The organism is Thermobispora bispora DSM 43833 (assembly GCF_000092645.1).
Classification (GTDB): domain Bacteria; phylum Actinomycetota; class Actinomycetes; order Streptosporangiales; family Streptosporangiaceae; genus Thermobispora; species Thermobispora bispora.
Map to the genome: position 1 here is coordinate 2,374,411 of NC_014165.1, position 18,063 is coordinate 2,392,473.

Annotated in this window: 16 protein-coding genes; 3 read left to right on the forward strand and 13 right to left on the reverse strand. The window is 72.1% G+C overall.

The window, feature by feature from the left end; genetic code table 11:
* Nucleotide 1: 1 nt before the first annotated feature.
* From TBIS_RS10145 to TBIS_RS10160, 4 genes are all read right to left on the reverse strand, one after another.
* Nucleotides 2–265, reverse strand: a complete 264-nt coding sequence (locus TBIS_RS10145; protein ID WP_013132293.1) for a hypothetical protein — start codon at nt 263–265, stop codon at nt 2–4.
* Entirely contained in the window at nt 262–729 is a 468-nt protein-coding gene (locus tag TBIS_RS10150) for a DUF948 domain-containing protein (RefSeq protein WP_013132294.1), read from the reverse strand. The genes TBIS_RS10145 and TBIS_RS10150 overlap by 4 nt, the downstream gene beginning before the upstream one ends.
* Nucleotides 730–960: 231 nt before the next feature.
* A complete protein-coding gene (locus TBIS_RS10155) occupies nt 961–2,271 on the reverse strand; it encodes a replication-associated recombination protein A (RefSeq protein WP_013132295.1) in 1,311 nt (436 codons plus the stop codon).
* A gap of 16 nt (nt 2,272–2,287) precedes the next feature.
* Nucleotides 2,288–2,761: a DUF2231 domain-containing protein gene (locus TBIS_RS10160; RefSeq protein ID WP_013132296.1), complete on the reverse strand. Its 474-nt coding sequence runs from the start codon at nt 2,759–2,761 to the stop codon at nt 2,288–2,290.
* 223 nt (nt 2,762–2,984) lie between these two features.
* Between TBIS_RS10160 and TBIS_RS19845 the strand changes: the two genes are divergently transcribed.
* On the forward strand, nt 2,985–3,902 hold the full coding sequence (locus TBIS_RS19845) for a peptidylprolyl isomerase (RefSeq protein ID WP_013132297.1): 918 nt from the start codon (nt 2,985–2,987) through the stop codon (nt 3,900–3,902).
* Between the two features lie 127 nt (nt 3,903–4,029).
* On the opposite strand, the gene aspS is transcribed toward TBIS_RS19845, so the two are convergent.
* From aspS to TBIS_RS10180, 3 genes are read right to left on the reverse strand one after another with little or no spacing between them, the layout of a single operon-like run.
* Nucleotides 4,030–5,784, reverse strand: coding sequence for an aspartate--tRNA ligase (aspS, locus tag TBIS_RS10170; protein WP_013132298.1), 1,755 nt, complete (start codon nt 5,782–5,784; stop codon nt 4,030–4,032).
* Nucleotides 5,781–7,037 carry a histidine--tRNA ligase gene (gene hisS, locus TBIS_RS10175; RefSeq protein WP_013132299.1) on the reverse strand — a complete coding sequence of 419 codons (1,257 nt, stop codon included), beginning with the start codon at nt 7,035–7,037 and terminating at the stop codon, nt 5,781–5,783. The genes aspS and hisS overlap by 4 nt, the downstream gene beginning before the upstream one ends.
* Entirely contained in the window at nt 7,037–7,726 is a 690-nt protein-coding gene (locus TBIS_RS10180) for an MBL fold metallo-hydrolase (protein WP_013132300.1), read from the reverse strand. Before TBIS_RS10180 ends, hisS begins: the two co-directional genes overlap by 1 nt.
* Before the next feature lie 264 nt (nt 7,727–7,990).
* On the opposite strand from TBIS_RS10180, the gene TBIS_RS10185 reads away from it, so the two are divergent.
* A complete protein-coding gene (locus tag TBIS_RS10185) occupies nt 7,991–8,830 on the forward strand; it encodes a peptidylprolyl isomerase (protein WP_013132301.1) in 840 nt (279 codons plus the stop codon).
* 60 nt (nt 8,831–8,890) lie between these two features.
* Entirely contained in the window at nt 8,891–10,123 is a 1,233-nt protein-coding gene (locus TBIS_RS10190; RefSeq protein ID WP_041432151.1) for a DUF349 domain-containing protein, read from the forward strand.
* A 528-nt stretch (nt 10,124–10,651) separates the two neighbouring features.
* On the opposite strand, the gene TBIS_RS10200 is transcribed toward TBIS_RS10190, so the two are convergent.
* The 6 genes from TBIS_RS10200 to ruvB all read right to left on the reverse strand — a co-directional run bounded on the left by TBIS_RS10200 (nt 10,652) and on the right by ruvB (nt 18,061).
* Nucleotides 10,652–12,829: a RelA/SpoT family protein gene (locus tag TBIS_RS10200; RefSeq protein WP_241019662.1), complete on the reverse strand. Its 2,178-nt coding sequence runs from the start codon at nt 12,827–12,829 to the stop codon at nt 10,652–10,654.
* 291 nt (nt 12,830–13,120) lie between these two features.
* Complete coding sequence (locus TBIS_RS10205) at nt 13,121–13,627, reverse strand: adenine phosphoribosyltransferase (RefSeq protein WP_013132304.1); 507 nt, start codon at nt 13,625–13,627, stop codon at nt 13,121–13,123.
* A gap of 148 nt (nt 13,628–13,775) precedes the next feature.
* Complete coding sequence (gene secF, locus TBIS_RS10210; RefSeq protein ID WP_013132305.1) at nt 13,776–14,756, reverse strand: protein translocase subunit SecF; 981 nt, start codon at nt 14,754–14,756, stop codon at nt 13,776–13,778.
* Nucleotides 14,756–16,399 (reverse strand): protein translocase subunit SecD, encoded by a 1,644-nt coding sequence (gene secD / locus TBIS_RS10215; protein WP_013132306.1) that lies wholly within the window; start codon nt 16,397–16,399, stop codon nt 14,756–14,758. Before secD ends, secF begins: the two co-directional genes overlap by 1 nt.
* A 60-nt stretch (nt 16,400–16,459) precedes the next feature.
* Nucleotides 16,460–16,801 carry a preprotein translocase subunit YajC gene (yajC, locus tag TBIS_RS10220; protein ID WP_013132307.1) on the reverse strand — a complete coding sequence of 114 codons (342 nt, stop codon included), beginning with the start codon at nt 16,799–16,801 and terminating at the stop codon, nt 16,460–16,462.
* Between the two features lie 210 nt (nt 16,802–17,011).
* Complete coding sequence (ruvB, locus tag TBIS_RS10225) at nt 17,012–18,061, reverse strand: Holliday junction branch migration DNA helicase RuvB (protein WP_013132308.1); 1,050 nt, start codon at nt 18,059–18,061, stop codon at nt 17,012–17,014.
* Nucleotides 18,062–18,063: the final 2 nt, after the last annotated feature.

Genomic DNA, 18,063 nt, shown 5'->3' on the forward strand with positions numbered 1-18,063 from the left:
CTCAGCGGCCATCCTTCACGTCGTCGTCTCTGCTGGCACCGGTTGCGTCAACCTTGTCGAGCCCGAACCCGGTTCGCAACTCGCTTTCCCTGATCGCCGAATGGTGGCGCACCTCGTCGGCGAAGTCCCTGAGCCGGTCGGCGAATCGCACCGTGCGGTCCACCGCACGCCTCGCCACATGGTCGGGCCGCAATGATTGAAGCTTACGCATCGACCAGACCGCGAGGCACGCTCCCACGGCCATGTAGAAGAGCCGCCGGATCACCCGCGCCCCCTCCCGATGGCGCGCCGCTCCGGGGCCCGCTCGGCCGACCGAAGTGAGCGGCCGGTACGGCCGGCCACGATCCGGTGGCCGTTCATCCGCAGCGCACCGGCCCGGCGCTCGCGGCGGGCCATGGCGACCCGCAGCCCGTGGCCGAGCGCGGAGATCTTGATCATCGGGCCGGCGAGCAGCGTGGACGCGACTCCGGTGATCTTCACCATGTTGCCGCTCACCTCGCGGACGTTGTCGGTGATCGCCTCCATGTCGGCCAGGCGGCGGTTGGTCTCGGAGACGGCCTTGTTCACGTCGTCGAGCAGCGGTGTCAGGCGCTCGCTCAGCTCGGCCACGGACTTGGTCGTCTCGGTGAGCAGCCTGGACAGCTTGACGAGCGCGACGGCCATGAAGCAGACCAGGATCGCCCAGAAGACGGCGATGAGCAGGCCCGCCAGCTCTCCCGCGGTAAGCATGTGCCGAACTCCCTCGATCACCCGAGCCGGAATGGCAAGACCCTACCGCGAACGGCGCGCGTCATGATTCACCGCGCACGGTCTTGTGGATCGGCCGCGCCGGCCGGGGATTCGGCACCGCCCGGTGGACCGTGTCCCCGCGCCCCGGACCGTGCCCGCGCCGGGGTCGCGCCCGCGCCCCGCGGCCGGGACCGCGGCCGCGCCCGGGCGCCGGTCGGCCGCCGGGCCGGGTCAGCCGCCGCGGAGGAACTCGCGGATCCGCGCCCACCGCTCGGCGAAGGTGGCCTCGGCGCCCCGGGTGGTCGGCTCGTAGTACCGGCGGTCCCGCACCGCGTCGGGGGCGTACTGCTGGCGGACCAGGCCGTGCTCGTGGTCGTGGGGGTACAGGTAGCCGACGCCGTGGCCGAGCTTGCGCGCCCCCGGGTAGTGGGCGTCCCGCAGGTGCGCGGGGACCGGCCCGAGCAGGCCGCGGCGCACGTCCGCGGTGGCCGCGCCGATCGCCTTCACCACCGCGTTCGACTTGGGGGCGAGCGCGCAGTGGATCACCGCCTGGGCGAGGTTGAGCCGCGCCTCCGGCAGCCCGACGAGCTCCACCGCCTGGGCGGCCGCCACCGCCACCTGCAGGCAGGTGGGGTCGGCCATGCCCACGTCCTCGGAGGCGAAGATGACGATGCGGCGGGCGATGAACCGGGGGTCCTCCCCCGCCTCGATCATCCGGGCGAGGTAGTGCAGTGCCGCGTCCACGTCCGAGCCGCGCATGCTCTTGATGAACGCGCTCACCACGTCGTAGTGCTGGTCGCCCTGCCGGTCGTAGCGGACGGCCGCCTTGTCCACGGCGCGCTCCACCACGTCCACGGTGATGTCCTCGGCGAGCAGGGCCGCGGCCTCCAGGTAGGTGAGCGACCGGCGCGCGTCGCCGCCGGCGAGCCGGATGAGCTGCTCGAGCGCCTCGGGCCGGAGCGTGACCCGGCCGGCGAGGCCGCGCTCGTCGGCCACGGCCCGCTCCAGCACCGTCCGGATCTCGTCATCGCTCAGCGGCTCCAGGGTGAGCAGGAGCGACCTCGAGAGCAGCGGGCTGACCACGGAGAAGAACGGGTTCTCCGTGGTGGCCCCGATGAAGGTGACCCAGCGGTTCTCCACCGCAGGCAGCAGCGCGTCCTGCTGCGCCTTGTTGAACCGGTGGACCTCGTCGACGAAGAGGACCGTCTGCCTGCCGGTCATCCCGAGCTCGCGGCGCGCCTGCTCGATCGCGGCGCGCACCTCCTTCACGCCCGCGGAGACCGCGGAGATCTCGACGAACCGGCGGGCGGTGGTGTTGCTCACCACGTAGGCGAGGGTGGTCTTGCCGGTGCCGGGCGGCCCCCACAGGATCAGCGACATCGGGGCGTCGCTCTCGACCAGCCGCCGCAGCGGGGTGTCCGGGCCCAGCAAGTGCCGCTGGCCGACCACCTCGTCGAGGGTGCGCGGCCGCATCCGGACGGCGAGCGGCTCCCGGACCCGGCGGGCCCCCGGTTCGGCCGCCGAATCGAACAAGCTCTCCACAACGCCGACACTACCGTCAGGCGCCCCATACCGACGTCGCACCGCTGTGCCCGGTCCGCACCGCGTAGTAGCCCACGGCGAGCGCGAGCAGTACGGCCACGGCGGAGACGAGCGCGGTGGCCGCCCGCGCCGCCTTGGACGGGCCGGTGGCGCGGCCGGGCCGGGTGAGGAGCACGAGCGCGAGGGCGGCGGCGCCGAGCAGCACGGTGAGCGGGACCAGGACACCGGCGAGGGCCGAGTGCTCCTCCACCGGGGCGGGGTACGGCCCGCCCCCGGTCATCCGGCGGGCGAGCGCCTCGCCGCTGAGCTTGGCCGCCACCGCGGAGACGGGCGCCGCGAACGCGGAGAGCGCCACGGCCCAGCCGATGCGGTCCCGGAGGCGGGGCACGGCGGCGTACGCGATCACGAGCGCCGCCAGCAGCGGGGTGAACACCACGGTCGCATGCACGATCAGTGGGTGGGCGGGGAGGTCCGCGATGCGGTCGAACACGTGCACAGCTCCTCGGGGGTCGGATCGATCCGGGGTCATGACGCCAGGGGTGTGGCGTTCAGCCATGCATACGGTTCCAGCCGGCAGATGGTTAACTGCGGGACGGTTGATCCCAAATTTTCGGTTGATACCCATGGAGCGGGTGTTTTACCCGGAACAGACGGGATCGCGGCTAGAGTGACGGTTCGCAATCGTCAGCGAAGGCACAAGGGAAGGCAAAGCGGTGACGGACAACGATCGGCACAAGCAGCCGGCGGCGACGGCACGCCCGGCGAGGACCACGGCCCGGGCCGGCTGGCGCGGTCGCCTCGGCGCCGGGCTCGGCATCCTCGCGCTCCTCGGTGGCCTCGCCGCCTGCGGCGGGGACGCGTCCGAGCCCACGGCCCAGTCGAGCCGGTCCGCCCCGGCCGCCTCGGCGGGCCCGGTGGCCCCCGAGTCGGCGAGCCCATCGGCCGAGCCCTCCGAGCTGCCGGAGCCGTCGCCGAGCGCACCCCCCTCCGACCTGCGGAAGGTCACCTGCGAGTACCGCAAGGACACCACGGGCGCCCCGGCCAAGTTCGTCGGCTACCCGCCGAAGAAGCTGCCCCCTGATGTGATCAAGGCGAAGACGATGACGATCAAGACCAACCACGGCGACATCGTCATCGACCTCGCCACCGGGCAGGCCCCGTGCACGGTGAACTCGTTCGCGTTCCTCGCCAAGAAGGACTTCTTCGACAACACGGTCTGCCACCGGCTCGCCACCCTGGAGACGAACGGCGTCGGGGTGCTGCAGTGCGGCGACCCGCAGGCCAAGGGCGACGGCCGGAACCCGACCGACGGGCTGGGCGGCCCCGGCTACCTGTTCAACGACGAGAACCTGGGTCCGCAGTACCTGCGCGGCGTGGTGTTCATGGCCCAGGGCCCGGAGGAGGCGAACTCCAACGGCAGCCAGTTCGCCATCTCGTTCACCGACGAGAACGCCCAGCTCCCCCAGGTCTACACGCCCTTCGGCCAGGTGCGGAAGGGCATGGACATCATCGACAAGATCGCTAAGGGCGGGGTGATCCTCTTCCCCGACAACGGCGACATCACCGGTGACAGCGGCGGCTCCAACGCCCCCAAGATCCGCGTGGTGATCAAGGACCTGATCATCTCCTGAGCCGAGCGGAAGCGGCCGCCGCCCGGCTCCGGGCGGCGGCCGCTTCCGTCATGACGTCCTCTCACCCACGGCGTGCCGGACCGGGCCCATGCCGGCACCCGGCGGGAGCGGGCGCCGGCCGGGCGCGTCAGCGGGCGGGCTCCGCCTTGGGCCGGGCGTCCACCCCGGCTTCCTTGCGCTGCTCCGGCGTGATCGGCGTGGGCGCCCCGGTGAGCGGGTCGTACCCGGACGCCGTCTTCGGGAAGGCGATCACGTCGCGGATCGACTCCCCGCCGGCGAGGAGCATGCAGATCCGGTCCCAGCCGAAGGCGATGCCGCCGTGCGGCGGCGGGCCGTACTTGAACGCCTCGAGCAGGAAGCCGAACTTGGTCTCCGCCTCCTCCTTGGAGATGCCGAGCACGTCGAAGACGCGCTGCTGCATCTCGGCGCGGTGGATACGGATCGAGCCGCCGCCGATCTCCATCCCGTTGCAGATCATGTCGTAGGCGCAGGCGAGCGCCTCACCCGGGTGGTCCTGGAAGTTGTCGGCCCACTCCGGCTTCGGCGCGGTGAACGGGTGGTGCACCGAGGTCCAGCCGATCTGCTCGCCGCGGTCGTCGTAGAGCGGCTCGAACATGGGCGCGTCGACCACCCACAGGAACGACCACTTGGACTCGTCGATCAGCCCGCACCGGCGGCCGATCTCCAGCCGGGCGGCGCCGAGCAGCTCCCGGGCCGCGGCCGGCTCGCCCGCGCTGAAGAAGATCGCGTCCCCCACCTGGGCGCCGGTGGCCGCGGTCAGCCCGGACAGCTCCCGCTCGGAGAGGTTCTTCGCCACCGGGCCGGCGAGGCCGTCCTCCTTCACCAGCACGTAGGCCAGGCCCCGGGCGCCCCGCGACCTCGCCCACTCCTGCCAGCCGTCCAGCTCCCGGCGGGTCTGCGACGCGCCGCCCGGCATCACCACGGCGCCCACGTACGGCGCCTGGAACACCCGGAACTCCGTGCCCTTGAAGTACTCGGTGAGGTCGACCAGCTCGACCCCGAACCGCAGGTCGGGCTTGTCCGTGCCGTACCGGGCCATCGCCTCGGCGTAGCTCATCCGCGGCAGCGGGGTGGGCAGCTCGTAGCCGAGGATCTCCTTCCAGATCCGGCCGATCAGCGTCTCGGCGACCGCGATGACGTCGTCCTCGTCCACGAACGACATCTCGGCGTCGATCTGGGTGAACTCCGGCTGCCGGTCGGCCCGCAGGTCCTCGTCGCGGAAGCAGCGGGCGAGCTGGTAGTAGCGCTCCAGGCCGCCCACCATGAGGAGCTGCTTGAAGAGCTGCGGCGACTGCGGGAGCGCGTACCAGTTGCCCGGCTGGAGCCGCACCGGGACGAGGAAGTCCCGCGCGCCCTCCGGGGTGGACCGGGTGAGGTTCGGCGTCTCCACGTAGACGAAGCCGTGCTCCCGCATCACCTCGTGGGCCAGGTAGGTGGCCCGGGAGCGGATCTTCAGCGCCTCGGCCACCTGCTGCCGGCGGAGGTCGAGGTAGCGGTACTTCAGCCGCGCCTCCTCCGACACGTTGACGGAGCCCTCGATGGGGAACGGCAGCGGGGCCGATTCGCTCAGCACCTCCACCTCGGAGGCGGCGACCTCGATGTCACCGGTGGGCAATTCGGGGTTCTCGTTGCCCTCGGGCCGGCGGCGCACCTCGCCCGTGACCTTCACGCAGTACTCGGCGCGCAGGTCGTGGGCGTGCTCCTCCTCCCGGAAGACCACCTGAACCGTGCCCGAGGCGTCGCGCAGGTCGATGAAGACCACGCCGCCGTGGTCGCGGCGGCGCGCCACCCATCCGGCCAGCGTCACCCGCTGGCCCACATGGTCGATGCGGAGCGTCCCTGCCTCATGGGTACGGATCACGAAAGTCTTCCCTTCAGGACGTCGACGACCTCGGCGAGCGGCACCGCGGTCTGTTCTCCTGTGGTCATGTCCTTGATCTGCGCGGCCCCCGCCTCGAGGTCGCGTTCGCCGAGGATGACGGCGTACCTCGCCCCGCTGCGGTCGGCCGCCTTCATCGCGCCCTTCACGCTCCGGCCCCCGAACGCCATGTCGACGGCGAGACCCGCCCGGCGGAGCCCGGTGACCAGCGGGAAGATGCGCCGCCGCGCCTCGTCGCCCAGGGGCACGGCGAACACGTCCACCCGCGTGGGCCGCTCGCTCAGCAGGCCCTCCGCCTCCATGGCGAGCACGGTGCGGTCCACCCCGAGCGCCCAGCCGACACCGGGCAGCGGCGGGCCGCCGATCATCTCGCTGAGGCCGTCGTAGCGCCCGCCCCCGCCGACCGAGGACTGGGCGCCCAGGCCGTCGTGGACGAACTCGAAGGTCGTGCGGGTGTAGTAGTCCAGGCCGCGGACGAGCTTGGGCTCGTCGATGTAGCTCACCCCGGCGGCGGAGAGCAGCCCGCGGACCTCCTCGTGGAACGCCTTGCACGCGCCGCACAGGTGGTCGATCACCAGCGGGGCGTCGGTGAGCTGGGCGCGGACCTCCTCGCGCTTGTCGTCGAGCACGCGCAGCGGGTTGATCTCGACCCGGTGCCGGGTGGCCTCGTCGAGGTCGAGCCCGCGCAGGAACTCCTGGAGCGCGGCCCGGTAGCCGGGGCGGCACTCCCGGCAGCCGAGGGAGTTGAGCAGCAGCCGCACCCGGCGCAGGCCGAGCGAGGCGTAGCCGTCGAGCGCGAGCACGATCAGCTCGGCGTCGATCGCCGGATCCTGGGCGCCCAGCGCCTCGGCCCCGACCTGGGAGAAGTGACGGTACCGGCCGGCCTGGGGGCGCTCGTAGCGGAAGTAGCTGCCCGAGTACCAGAGCTTGATCGGGAGCGGCCCGCCGTACAGGCCGTGCTCGAGCACGGCCCGCATCACGCTCGCCGTTCCCTCCGGGCGGAGGGTGAGCGACTGCCCGCCCTTGCTCTGGAACGTGTACATCTCCTTGGTGACGATGTCGGTCGACTCACCGACACCGCGCTGGAACAGCCGCGTGTCCTCGAAGATCGGCGTCTCGATATAGCTGTAACCCGCCCGGCGCACCGGCGCGGCGAGCGCGTCGCGGATGGCGAGCACCGACTCGGAGCGCGGCGGCATCCAGTCGAAGGTGCCCTTGGGCGCCTGAAATATCATCACAACCCCCTGGTCGGGCCGTGGGGCGGCACGATCTCCCTGAGGAAGGGGTTGGTCGCCCGCTCACGGCCGATGGTCGTCTGCGGTCCATGGCCGGGCAGGACCACGGTGTCGTCCGGCAGCCTCATCGTCTTGGCGAGGCTGCGCAGCATCGTGGGGTAGTCACCGCCCGGCAGGTCGGTCCTGCCGATGGAGCCGGCGAAGAGCAGGTCGCCCGAGAACAGCAGGAGGGTGTCCCGCTCCTGGTCGGGCGTCCGGAACGTCACCGACCCCGGAGTATGGCCGGGGGTATGATCAACCGTTATGTCCAGACCGGCCAGCCGCAGGGTCACGCCGTCGGTGAGCTCCCTGACGTCGTCCGGTTCGGTGAACTCCAGCCCGCCGAACAACTGCCTGGTCGGGGGCGGGAACCCCTTGGCGGGATCCGACAGCAGGTCACGGTCCTCGGGGTGGATCCAGGCGGGCACGTCGCGTGCGCCGCACACCGGCACGACCGACCAGATGTGATCGATGTGGCCATGGGTGAGCAGCACTGCCACGGGCTTGAGACGGTGCTCGCGCAGCAGCTCGTCGAGGCCCTCGACAGCGCCCTGACCTGGATCTATGACAACACACTCCTCGCCAGCGGCGGGAGCGACCACGTAGCAGTTGGCCTGAAACGACCCTGCGGGAAACCCGGCGACGAGCACGGAAACGGCACCTGCGTCTCGTGAGGATGTACCAAGGATTACGCGTGCGAATGTAACCGAAGGGTACCGGTGTGAGCTGCCCGGCTGCGAATCAAACCCCGTCTCCGGATACGATTCGCCCACCTCAATAGTCATTCTTGGCACAGTCGAGCCGGACGCGATACGACGGGTCACGGCCGGGGAGCGATCCGTCCCGCGGTGCCCGGGGCAGGGCCGGGCGCCCGACCATGGAGAATCCGGACGAGTCTGGAGGTCGAAGGCAAAGTGGTCACCGGCAAGGACCGGCGGAGGCAGCTTGCCAGGGAGCACTACCAGCGGCAGCTCAAGGCCCGCGCCGAGCGGCAGCGCAGAGCGCGCCGCAGGGCCATCATCGGGACCACGGCCACGGTCGTGGTGGTGATCGGCGGCGTGGTGGCGGCCACGGCCTTCCTCGGCAAGCCGGACGGGACCGCGGCGGCGCCCACGCCGACCGACCTGTCGGCCCCCGAGCCTCCCAAGCCGTACGACCCGGCGACCGGCAAGTGCGGGTACGTGCCGGACACCAGCGGCGCGCCGTCGAAGTTCGTCGGCATGCCGCCCGAGGAGGCGAGCACGGCGCCGGCCACGATGACGATCCGGACGAACCACGGCGTCATCCGGGTGCGGCTCGACGCCGAGAAGGCCCCCTGCACGGTGAACTCGTTCAAGTTCCTCGCCGAGAAGGACTACTTCGACAACACCAAGTGCCACCGGATGGGCACGAGCTTCCCGATCCTCCAGTGCGGCGACCCGCTGGCGAAGGCCGACGGCAAGAACCCGACCGACGGCATGGGCGGCCCCGGCTACCGGATCGTCGACGAGAACCTCAACGGCGCCAAGTACACCCGGGGCGTGGTCGCGATGGCGAACAGCGGCCCCAACACCAACGGCAGCCAGTTCTTCATCGTCTACGGCGACGTCGAGCTTCCCCCGCAGTACACGCCGTTCGGTACCGTTACCAGAGGACTCGACATCCTGGACAAGGTGGCCAAGAAGGGCGTCATTCAAGGGCCGAGTGGTGACGGCACGGGAGCGCCTAAGGAGCCGGTCATCATCAAAGACGTGACAATCACCAGCAAGAGCTGACGTAATACACCAACGGGCACATCGGGCCCTGGAGGCTGATTAAAAGTGCGGGAGGACACGGTGAGCACCGACCCGTGGGGCCGGGTAGACGAGGACGGCACCGTCTACGTGCGAACGGCTGAGGGAGAACGGGCGGTCGGGTCCTGGAAGGCCGGTGAGCCGGAGGAGGCCCTGGCCTACTTCCGCCGCAAGTACGACGAGCTCGCCGGACAGGTCCAGCTCCTTGAGCAGCGGGTGCACGGCACAGACCTGCCTCCCGCACAGGCCGAGGCGAGCATCGCGCGGCTGCGGGAGGCGGTGGCCACGGCCAAGGCGGTCGGCGACCTCGACGCGCTCCAGCACCGCCTCACGGCGCTGAGCGAGGTCGTCGCCAAGCGCCGCGAGGAGCTCAAGGCCGCCCGCGAGCGGGCCCGTGCCCAGGCCCGGGAGACCAAGGAGCGGATCGTCGCCGAGGCCGAGCGGATCGCCGCGGAGGCCACCCACTGGAAGTCGGGCGGCGAGCGCCTCCGCCAGCTCGTCGAGGAGTGGAAGGCCGCCGACCGCGCCGACCGGGCCACCGAGGCCGCGCTCTGGAAGCGCCTCTCCGCGGCGCGCACCGCCTTCGCCAAGCGGCGCAAGGCCTACTTCTCCTCCCTCGACAAGCAGCGGCAGGCGGCGCGCGAGGCCAAGGAGCGCATCGTCCGCGAGGCCGAGGAGCTCTCCACCTCGACCGACTGGAACGGCACGGCCGCGGCCTACCGGGAGCTGATGCGCCAGTGGAAGGCCGCCGGGCGGGCCACCCCCGAGGCCGAGGAGGAGCTGTGGGCGCGGTTCAAGGCCGCCCAGGACCGGTTCTTCCAGGCGCGGCAGGCGGTGTTCGCCGAGCGGGACGCCTCGCTCGCCGCGAACGCGGAGGCCAAGGAGGCGCTGCTCGCCGAGGCCCAGCGGCTCCTCCCGGTCACCGACGCCCGCGCCGCCCGGCGGGCGCTGCGGGGCATCCTCGAGCGCTGGGAGGAGATCGGGCCGGTGCCGCGGGACAAGCGGGACCGGCTGGAGGGCGGTCTCCGCAAGGTCGAGGACGCCATCCGCAAGGCCGAGGAAGAGGAGTGGCGGCGCAACAACCCCGAGGCCCGCGCCCGCGCCCAGAGCACCGTGGAGCAGCTCCGCAAGTCGATCCAGCAGCTCGAGGCGCGGCTCGCCGCGGCCCAGGCCGCCGGCAAGGAGAAGGAGATCAAGGAGACGGAGGAGGCGCTCGCCGCCCGCCGCTCCTGGCTCGAAGAGGCCGAGCGTACGCTGGCCGAGTTCACCTCCTGAGCGCCTCCTGAGCACGGCCGGTCACCGCGGCCGGGCGCCCAGGGCGGCCCGGCCGCGGGCGGGCCCGTGCGCGGCCGCCGGACGCCCTCACCCCGGCCGAGGGCATCCGAGGTGTGACCCGGACGCCGAGGGCACACGCCGCGGCTCACCGTGGGCGCCGTGCCGCGCACACCCCGGCCGGCGGCACGCACGCCGCGAGCCCGCGCTCACGGTGAACGTGCGGTCGCAGACGGGCGCTCACCCCGGACCCGGCGCCGTGGACACCCAGATGGACGCCCGGCGGCGGACACGCCGCCGGGCGCTCGCGCGCGTGCACCGGAGCGCGGACCGGCGCACGATCCGGCGGGCCGTCGGGCGCTCCGCCGGGAGCCGACAGGCGCTCACCGCGCGCCGATCTCCGGACGGGGCGACGGCGCTTGCCACCGTGGCCCGGCGGGTGGCCGGCAGGCGGTACCGCCGCACATCGGCCCCGGCGAAGGGCGACGGCGGACGCCCGCCGTGGAACCGGCGGGCGCTCGGGACGGTCCCTCAGTCGTGGACCCGGTAGACGTCGTACACGCCCGGGACGTTCCGCACCGCCCGGAGCACGTGGCCGAGGTGCTTGGGGTCGCCCATCTCGAAGGTGAACCTGCTCACCGCCACCCGGTCCCGGGACGTGGTCACCGTCGCCGACAGGATGTTCACGTGCTGGTCGGACAGGGTCCGGGTGACGTCGGAGAGCAGCCGCGGCCGGTCGAGCGCCTCCACCTGGATCGCCACCAGGAACACCGTGTCCTCGCCCGGCGCCCACGTGACGTCCACCAGGCGGTCCGGCTGCGAGCTGAGCTGGGCGACGTTGGGGCACTTCGTCCGGTGCACCGAGACGCCCTTCCCCCGGGTGACGAACCCGATGATCTCGTCGCCCGGGACCGGGGTGCAGCACCGCGACAGCCGTACCCACACGTCGGGGTCGCCGGCCACGATCACGCCCGAAGTGGACTTGCCCCGGTCCCGCCCGGTGAGCCGGGTCGGCACCGCGGCCTCGGCGATGTCCTCCTGGGCGCCCTCCACCCCGCCGAGGGACTGGACCAGCTTCTGGACCACGGATTGGGCGGAGATGTGGCCTTCGCCGACCGCGGCGTAGAGGGCGGACACGTCCGGGTAGCGCAGGTCCCGGGCGAGCGCGAGCAGCGCCTCACCGGACATCAGGCGCTGCAGCGGCAGGCCCTGCTTGCGCATGGCCCGGCCGATCGCCTCCTTGCCCGCCTCGATCGCGGTCTCCCGGCGCTCCTTGGAGAACCACTGGCGGATCTTGTTCCGGGCGCGCCCGCTCTTGACGAACTTCAGCCAGTCCCGGGACGGCCCGGCGCTCGGCGACTTGGAGGTGAAGATCTCCACGGTGTCGCCGTTGTTGAGCCGGGACTCCAGCGGCACCAGCCGGCCGTTCACCCGCGCCCCGATGCAGCGGTGCCCCACCTCGGTGTGCACCGCGTAGGCGAAGTCCACCGGGGTCGCGCCCTCGGGCAGGGCGATCACCTGGCCGCGCGGGGTGAAGACGTAGACCTCGGAGACCGACAGGTCGAACCGGAGCGACTCGAGGAACTCGCCCGGGTCGGTGCTCTCCTTCTGCCAGTCGAGGATCTGCCGCAGCCAGGCCATGTCGGCCTGCTTGCCCTTCGTCCCCCCGGAGGCGGTCATCTCCTCCTTGTACTTCCAGTGGGCGGCCACGCCGTACTCCGCGCGCTTGTGCATCGCGTGCGTGCGGATCTGCAGCTCGATCGGCTTGCCCTCCGGGCCGATGACCGTCGTGTGGAGGGACTGGTACATGTTGAACTTGGGCATCGCGATGTAGTCCTTGAACCGCCCCGGCACCGGCTTCCACCGCGCGTGGATCGTGCCGAGCGCCGCGTAGCAGTCCCGGACCGTGTCGACCAGGACGCGGATGCCCACGAGGTCGTAGATGTCGTCGAAGGCCAGGCCCTTGGCGATCATCTTCTGGTAGATCGAGTAGTAGTGCTTGGGCCGGCCCATGACGGTGGCCTTGATCTTGGCCTCGCGCAGGTCGGCGGAGACCTTCTCGATGACCTGCTGCAGGTACAGGTCCCGCCGCGGTGCGCGCTCGAACACCATCCGGGCGATCTCGTCGTACCGCTTCGGGTAGAGCATGGAGAACGCGAGGTCCTCCAGCTCCCACTTGATGGTGTTCATGCCGAGCCGGTGGGCGAGCGGAGCGAAGATCTCGAGGGTCTCCCGTGACTTCTGCTTCCGCTTCTCCTCCGGCATGTAGCGCATGGTGCGCATGTTGTGCAGCCGGTCGGCGAGCTTGATCACCAGCACCCGGATGTCGCGCGACATCGCGACGATCATCTTCCGGACCGTCTCGGCCTGCGCCGCGTCACCGTACTTGACCTTGTCGAGCTTGGTGACGCCGTCGACGAGCCGCGCGATGTTCTCGCCGAAGTCCGCTCTTAACTGCTCGAGGCTGTACTCGGTGTCCTCGACGGTGTCGTGGAGGAGCGCCGCGCACAGGGTCTCATCGTCCGTGCCCAGCTCGGCGAGGATCGTGGCCACGGCGAGCGGGTGCGTGATGTACGGGTCGCCGCTCTTGCGCTTCTGGCCGCGGTGGTAGTAGGCGGCGGTCTCGTAGGCCCGCTCGATCAGCCGCAGATCGGCCTTGGGATGTGTGGCGCGGACTGTCTTGAACAGCGGCTCCAGCACCGGGTTCATGGCACCCCATTGCCCTCCGAATCGGGGGAGTCGCCGCCGTGCCGCCGACGCCGGTCGCTCCTCGGTGCCCGGCGAGGTGTCGCGCGCCGGAACCGGCTGCGCGCCGGCCGGCGTCGGGGACTCGCGCGGGACCGGATCGCCCCCGGCCCGCGCACCCTCGGGTGCGACTACATCACGGGGCACACAGACTCCTCGGGTCGAGTCCTGTTATCTGAGTGTATCCGGGGACCGGACCACGGCTCCCCGGCGCCGCCTCCCCCGGGTCCGGGGCGTCGCCCGGCCGCCCCTCCGTCACATGGTGACCAAGGTACGGACGTCCACGCCGGCCAGCCGGTCACGGCCGGAGAGGTGGGACAGCTCCAGAAGGAACGACACCGAAACGACCTCGGCGCCCGCCTGCCGGACCAGCTCCACGGCCGCGCTGGCCGTACCGCCCGTGGCGAGCACGTCGTCGACGATCAATACCCGCTCGCCCGGGGCGAACGCGTCGGCGTGCACCTCCATGGCCGCGGTTCCGTACTCCAAATCATAGGATCTTTCGATCGTGGTGAAGGGAAGTTTGCCCTTTTTGCGAAGAGGCACGAAACCCGCCCCATAGCGGTACGCCACCGGGGCGGCGAGGATGAACCCCCTCGCCTCGATGCCGGCCACCTTGTCGAAGTCCAGGCCGTCGGCGAGCTCCTCGATGGCGCGGGCGAAGGCCGTGCGGTCCGCGAGCAGCGGGGTGATGTCCTTGAAGACGATGCCCGGCTTGGGGTAGTCGGGAATGTCCCTGATGTAGGTGCTCCAGTCGGTCACGTGCTCACCTTAAACCGCGGTAAATGCATCTCCGGATGGTCGTAAAGCGATCGGGGGAAGCGGCGACTCCGTACGCCCCGGCCACCGGAGGATGCCACACCCCGCCATGCCACCCGGCCACCGGGGTTGCCACACCCGGGCCCGCCGGCTACCTCCGGGCGGCCCGGGCCCTGGCCGCGGACGCCCGGCCGGCCGTCCCTCGCGCCGGGACGCGCCACCGCGGCTCGCGCTCCTTGAGCGTGACCAGGATCGGCGTGGCCACGCACAGGGACGAGTAGGTGCCGACGATCATGCCGGTGAACAGGGCGAGCGCCAGCTCCCTCAGCGTGCCCGCGCCGAGCAGCGTGGTGCCGACGAACAGGACCGCGGCCACGGGCAGGATCGCCACGAACGAGGTGTTCAGCGACCGGACCAGCGTGCGATTGAGCGCCGCGTTCGCCGCCCGCGCGTAGGTCATCCGGGCGGACCGGCCGGGCCCCGCGGTCACTTCCTTGATCATGTCGAAGACGACCACGGCGTCGTACAGCGAGTAGCCGAGGATCGTGAGGAAGCCGAGCACGGTCGCCGGGGTCACCTCGAACCCGGACCAGGCGTACACGCCGGCCGTGATGACCAGGTCGTGGCCGAGCGCGACGACGGCGGCGAGGGCCATCCGCCACTCGAAGGCGACGGAGAGGTAGAGCGTGATCGCCGCCAGGAACACGGCGAGGCCGAGCAGGGCGCGCCGCGACACCTCCCCGCCCCAGGTGGCGCCGATCACCTGCGTGCTCACCCGGTGCTCCGGCACCCCGAACCGCTCGGCCACCGCGCGCCGCACCGCGGCGATCTCCAGGCCGTCCAGGCTCTCGGTGGTGACCCGCCAGCCGGACCCCGCCGTCTGCACGATCACCCGGCCGGGGCCGGCCGCCTGCACGGCCTCGCGCACCTGCGCCACGGTGGCGCCCGGGGTACGGGGGAAGGTGAAGACCGAACCGCCCTCGAACTCGACCCCGAGGTTGAGGCCCCTGCCCACCAGGCCGGCGAGCGAGACGGCCAGCAGCACCGCGGACAGCCCGTACCAGAGCCGCCGCCTGCCGATGAAGTCCACCTCCGTGCCGCCCCGGAGGCGGCGGCCGAGGAATCCCGCCATCAGGCCTCCCCCACCGCCCGGCCGGCGGCGCCCGGCACCGGGCCCAGCCGCCCGGGGTCGAGCCCGGAGAGCCGGTGCCCCCGGGCGAAGAACCCCAGCCGCGCCGCGAGCGAGGTGACCGGCTTGGTGAACAGGACCACGACGATGAGGTCGATGAGCGTGGTGAGGCCCATCGCGAACGCGAACCCGGCGACCCCGCCCACCGCGAGGACGTAGAGCACCACGGCGGCGATGAACATCACGGTGTCCGCGATCAGGATGGTGCGCCGGGCGCGCCGCCAGGCGACCTCCACCGCCGGGCGCAGCGCCCGGCGTCCCCTCCGGAGCTCGTCGCGGATGCGCTCGAAGAAGACGATGAACGAGTCCGCGGTGACGCCGATCGACACCACCAGGCCGATCAGGTGCGGCAGCGAGAGCCGGAACCCGGCGTTGTGGCTGAGCAGCGCCACGGCCAGGTAGGTGATCACCCCGGCCACGCCGAGGCTCGCCACGCCGATCAGCCCGAGGCCCCGGTAGTAGCCGAGCAGGTACGGCACGACCAGGAGCAGGCCGAGCGCGCCCGCGAGGAGCCCGCCGCGGAGCTGGTCCTGGCCGAGGGTGGACGAGACCGAGACCACCGAGGCCGTCCGGAACGTGAGCGGCAGCGCGCCGTACTTGAGCTGCTCGGCCAGCTCGGTCGCGCTCCGCTGGGTGAGGTCGCCGAAGATCCGGGCGGTCCCGCCGGGGATGGCCTCCTTGATCGCCGGTGCGACGATCACCACCCCGTCGAGCACGCTCGCGAGCCGGTTGCGCGGGGCGGGGAGCCCGGAGATCCGCCGGGTGACCTCGGCGAGCTGCGCGGCGCCCCGGGGCTTGAACGAGACCTGCACGGCCCACTCGCCGATGGTCCGGTCCGCGCCCGCCGTGGCCCCGGCGATCTCGGTGCCCTGGACCGCGGCCTTGTCGAGGATGTACCGCAGCGACCCGTCCGCGCTGCAGGCCACGATCTGCCGGTCCGGGTCGTCCTGCGTGCCCTGCCCGCGGTTCCGCGCGGTGCAGTCGAGCGTGCGGAACCGGTCGAGCAGGGCGGGGTCGATGCCGGTGAGGTCCTGACCGGCGAGCGGGTCCGCTCCGGTGGGGGTGGGCGACGGTGACGCCGCCGGGGATCCGCGTCCCGGCTCGGCGCGCTCCCGTGCCCCGGCCGCCTGCGCGGCGGGGGTGGGGGCCGCGGTCGGCAGCGGGCCCTGGCCGGCAGCGGCGGTGGGCGCCGGGGTCGGCAACGGGCCCGGCCCGGGCCGGGCGGGGGCCACCGCCAGCACCGGGCGCATGCGCAGCTCGGCGGTGGTGGAGATGAGCTTGATCGCTTCCGGCCGGCCGGCACCCGGGATCGAGACGACGATGGTGTCGTTCACCTTGGCGACCTCCGCGTCGGTGATCCCGGTGCCGTTCACCCGGGCGCGGATGATGGCCACGGCCCGGTCGAGGCTCTCCTGCGAGGGCGATCCGCCGTCCGGGGTCACCGGCGAGAGCGTCACGGTGGTGCCGCCGGCGAGGTCGAGGCCGAACGCGGGGACGAACGCCTTCTGGAGCACGGCCGTGACGCCCATGGCGAGCACGAGCACCGCGAGCAGGAGGAGCGCGCGCCGGGGCGCCTTATCGTCCACGGGCGCTGGGGTGCCGCGTCACGCGGGCGCGGACCGGCTCGGAACCGGGCGCGGACCGGCTCAGGACTCGCTCCCCGGCTTGTCCTCCTGGGCGTCTCCCGTGCCGCCGGCCGGGCCCGGCTGGGCCTCGCCCTCCTCCGGCGGGACGATGCGGGCGATGGCCGCCTTGACCCAGCGCGTCTCCACGCCCGGCGCGACCTCGAGGATGACGTCGTCGCCGCGGAGCGCCACGACGGTGGCGAAGAGGCCGGTGCTCGTCATCACCCGCATCCCGGGGGTGAGCGAGTTCTGCATCTGGATGAGCTCCTGCTGGCGCTTGCGCTGCGGCCTGAGCAGCAGGAAGTAGAAGATCAGCAGCAGGAGGATGAGCGGCAGAAAAGTCCCAAGGGGGTTGTTACCCACGGGAGTCACCTTCCGTCAGTCGATGAACCGGTCAGTGCACCGGAGATGCTGCGCGCACACGGCCGTGGCCGAGCCCAGCCCAAGCCGCCGACCAAGCCACGCAGTGTATGCGTCAGCGGGTAACCCGGCAATGAGCACACGATTTCGTCTCTGCGAAAGTTCCCATTCCCGGCATCCGGGCGATATTCCGATGATGCCGGATCTCCCGCGTCACTGATCGTCGAACAGGCCAGGCCCCGCCTCCGCGCCGTACGCGCCGGGCGGCGGGGTGAGGCCGAAGTGCTTCCAGGCGAGGGCGGTCGCCACCCGGCCGCGGGGGGTGCGGGCGAGCAGCCCCTGCCGCACCAGGAACGGCTCGGCCACGATCTCCACGGTCTCGGGCTCCTCCCCCACGGCGACCGCGAGCGTGGACAGCCCGACCGGCCCGCCGCCGAACTTGCGCAGCAGCGCCTCCAGCACCGCCCGGTCGAGCCGGTCCAGGCCCTCGGCGTCCACCTCGTAGAGGTCGAGCGCGGCCGCGGCCACCTCCCGGGTGATCACCCCCTGGGCCCGCACCTCGGCGTAGTCGCGCACCCGCCGCAGCAGCCGGTTGGCGATCCGGGGGGTGCCGCGCGACCGCTTGGCGATCTCGTGGGCGCCGTCCTCGCGCAGGTCGGCGCCGAGCAGCCGCGCCGAGCGGTGGAGCACCTGCTCCAGCTCGGCGACCTCGTAGAAGTCCATGTGCGCGGTGAAGCCGAACCGGTCGCGCAGCGGCGCCGGGAGCAGCCCGGCCCGGGTGGTCGCGCCGACCAGGGTGAACGGCGCGATCTCCAGCGGGATCGACGTCGCCCCCGGCCCCTTGCCGACCACGACGTCGATCCGGAAGTCCTCCATGGCCAGGTAGAGCATCTCCTCGGCCGGCCGGGCCATGCGGTGGATCTCGTCGATGAAGAGGACCTCGCCCTCGGTGAGCGTGGACAGGATCGCCGCGAGGTCGCCGGCCCGCTCCAGGGCCGGGCCCGAGGTCATCCGGATCGGCGCCCCGAGCTCCGCCGCGATGATCAACGCCAGGGTGGTCTTGCCGAGGCCGGGGCCGCCGCTCATCAGCACGTGGTCCGGCGGGCGCCGCCGGCGCCGCGCGCTCTCCAGGACCAGCGAGAGCTGCTCGCGTACCCGCTGCTGCCCGATGAACTCGCTCAGCCGCTTGGGACGCAGCGTCGCCTCGATCACCGGCTCGTCGCCGACCGGCTCGGGCGACACCAGATCCCGCTCAACGCTCACGC

Bases quoted from the DNA above. Each gene is read 5' to 3' on its own strand.
- TBIS_RS10150 (WP_013132294.1), bottom strand. From the start codon at position 729: ATGCTTACCGCGGGAGAGCTGGCGGGCCTGCTCATCGCCGTCTTCTGG.
- hisS (WP_013132299.1), bottom strand. From the start codon at position 7,037: ATGATATTTCAGGCGCCCAAGGGCACCTTCGACTGGATGCCGCCGCGC.
- TBIS_RS10200 (WP_241019662.1), bottom strand. From the start codon at position 12,829: ATGAACCCGGTGCTGGAGCCGCTGTTCAAGACAGTCCGCGCCACACAT.
- secF (WP_013132305.1), bottom strand. From the start codon at position 14,756: ATGGCGGGATTCCTCGGCCGCCGCCTCCGGGGCGGCACGGAGGTGGAC.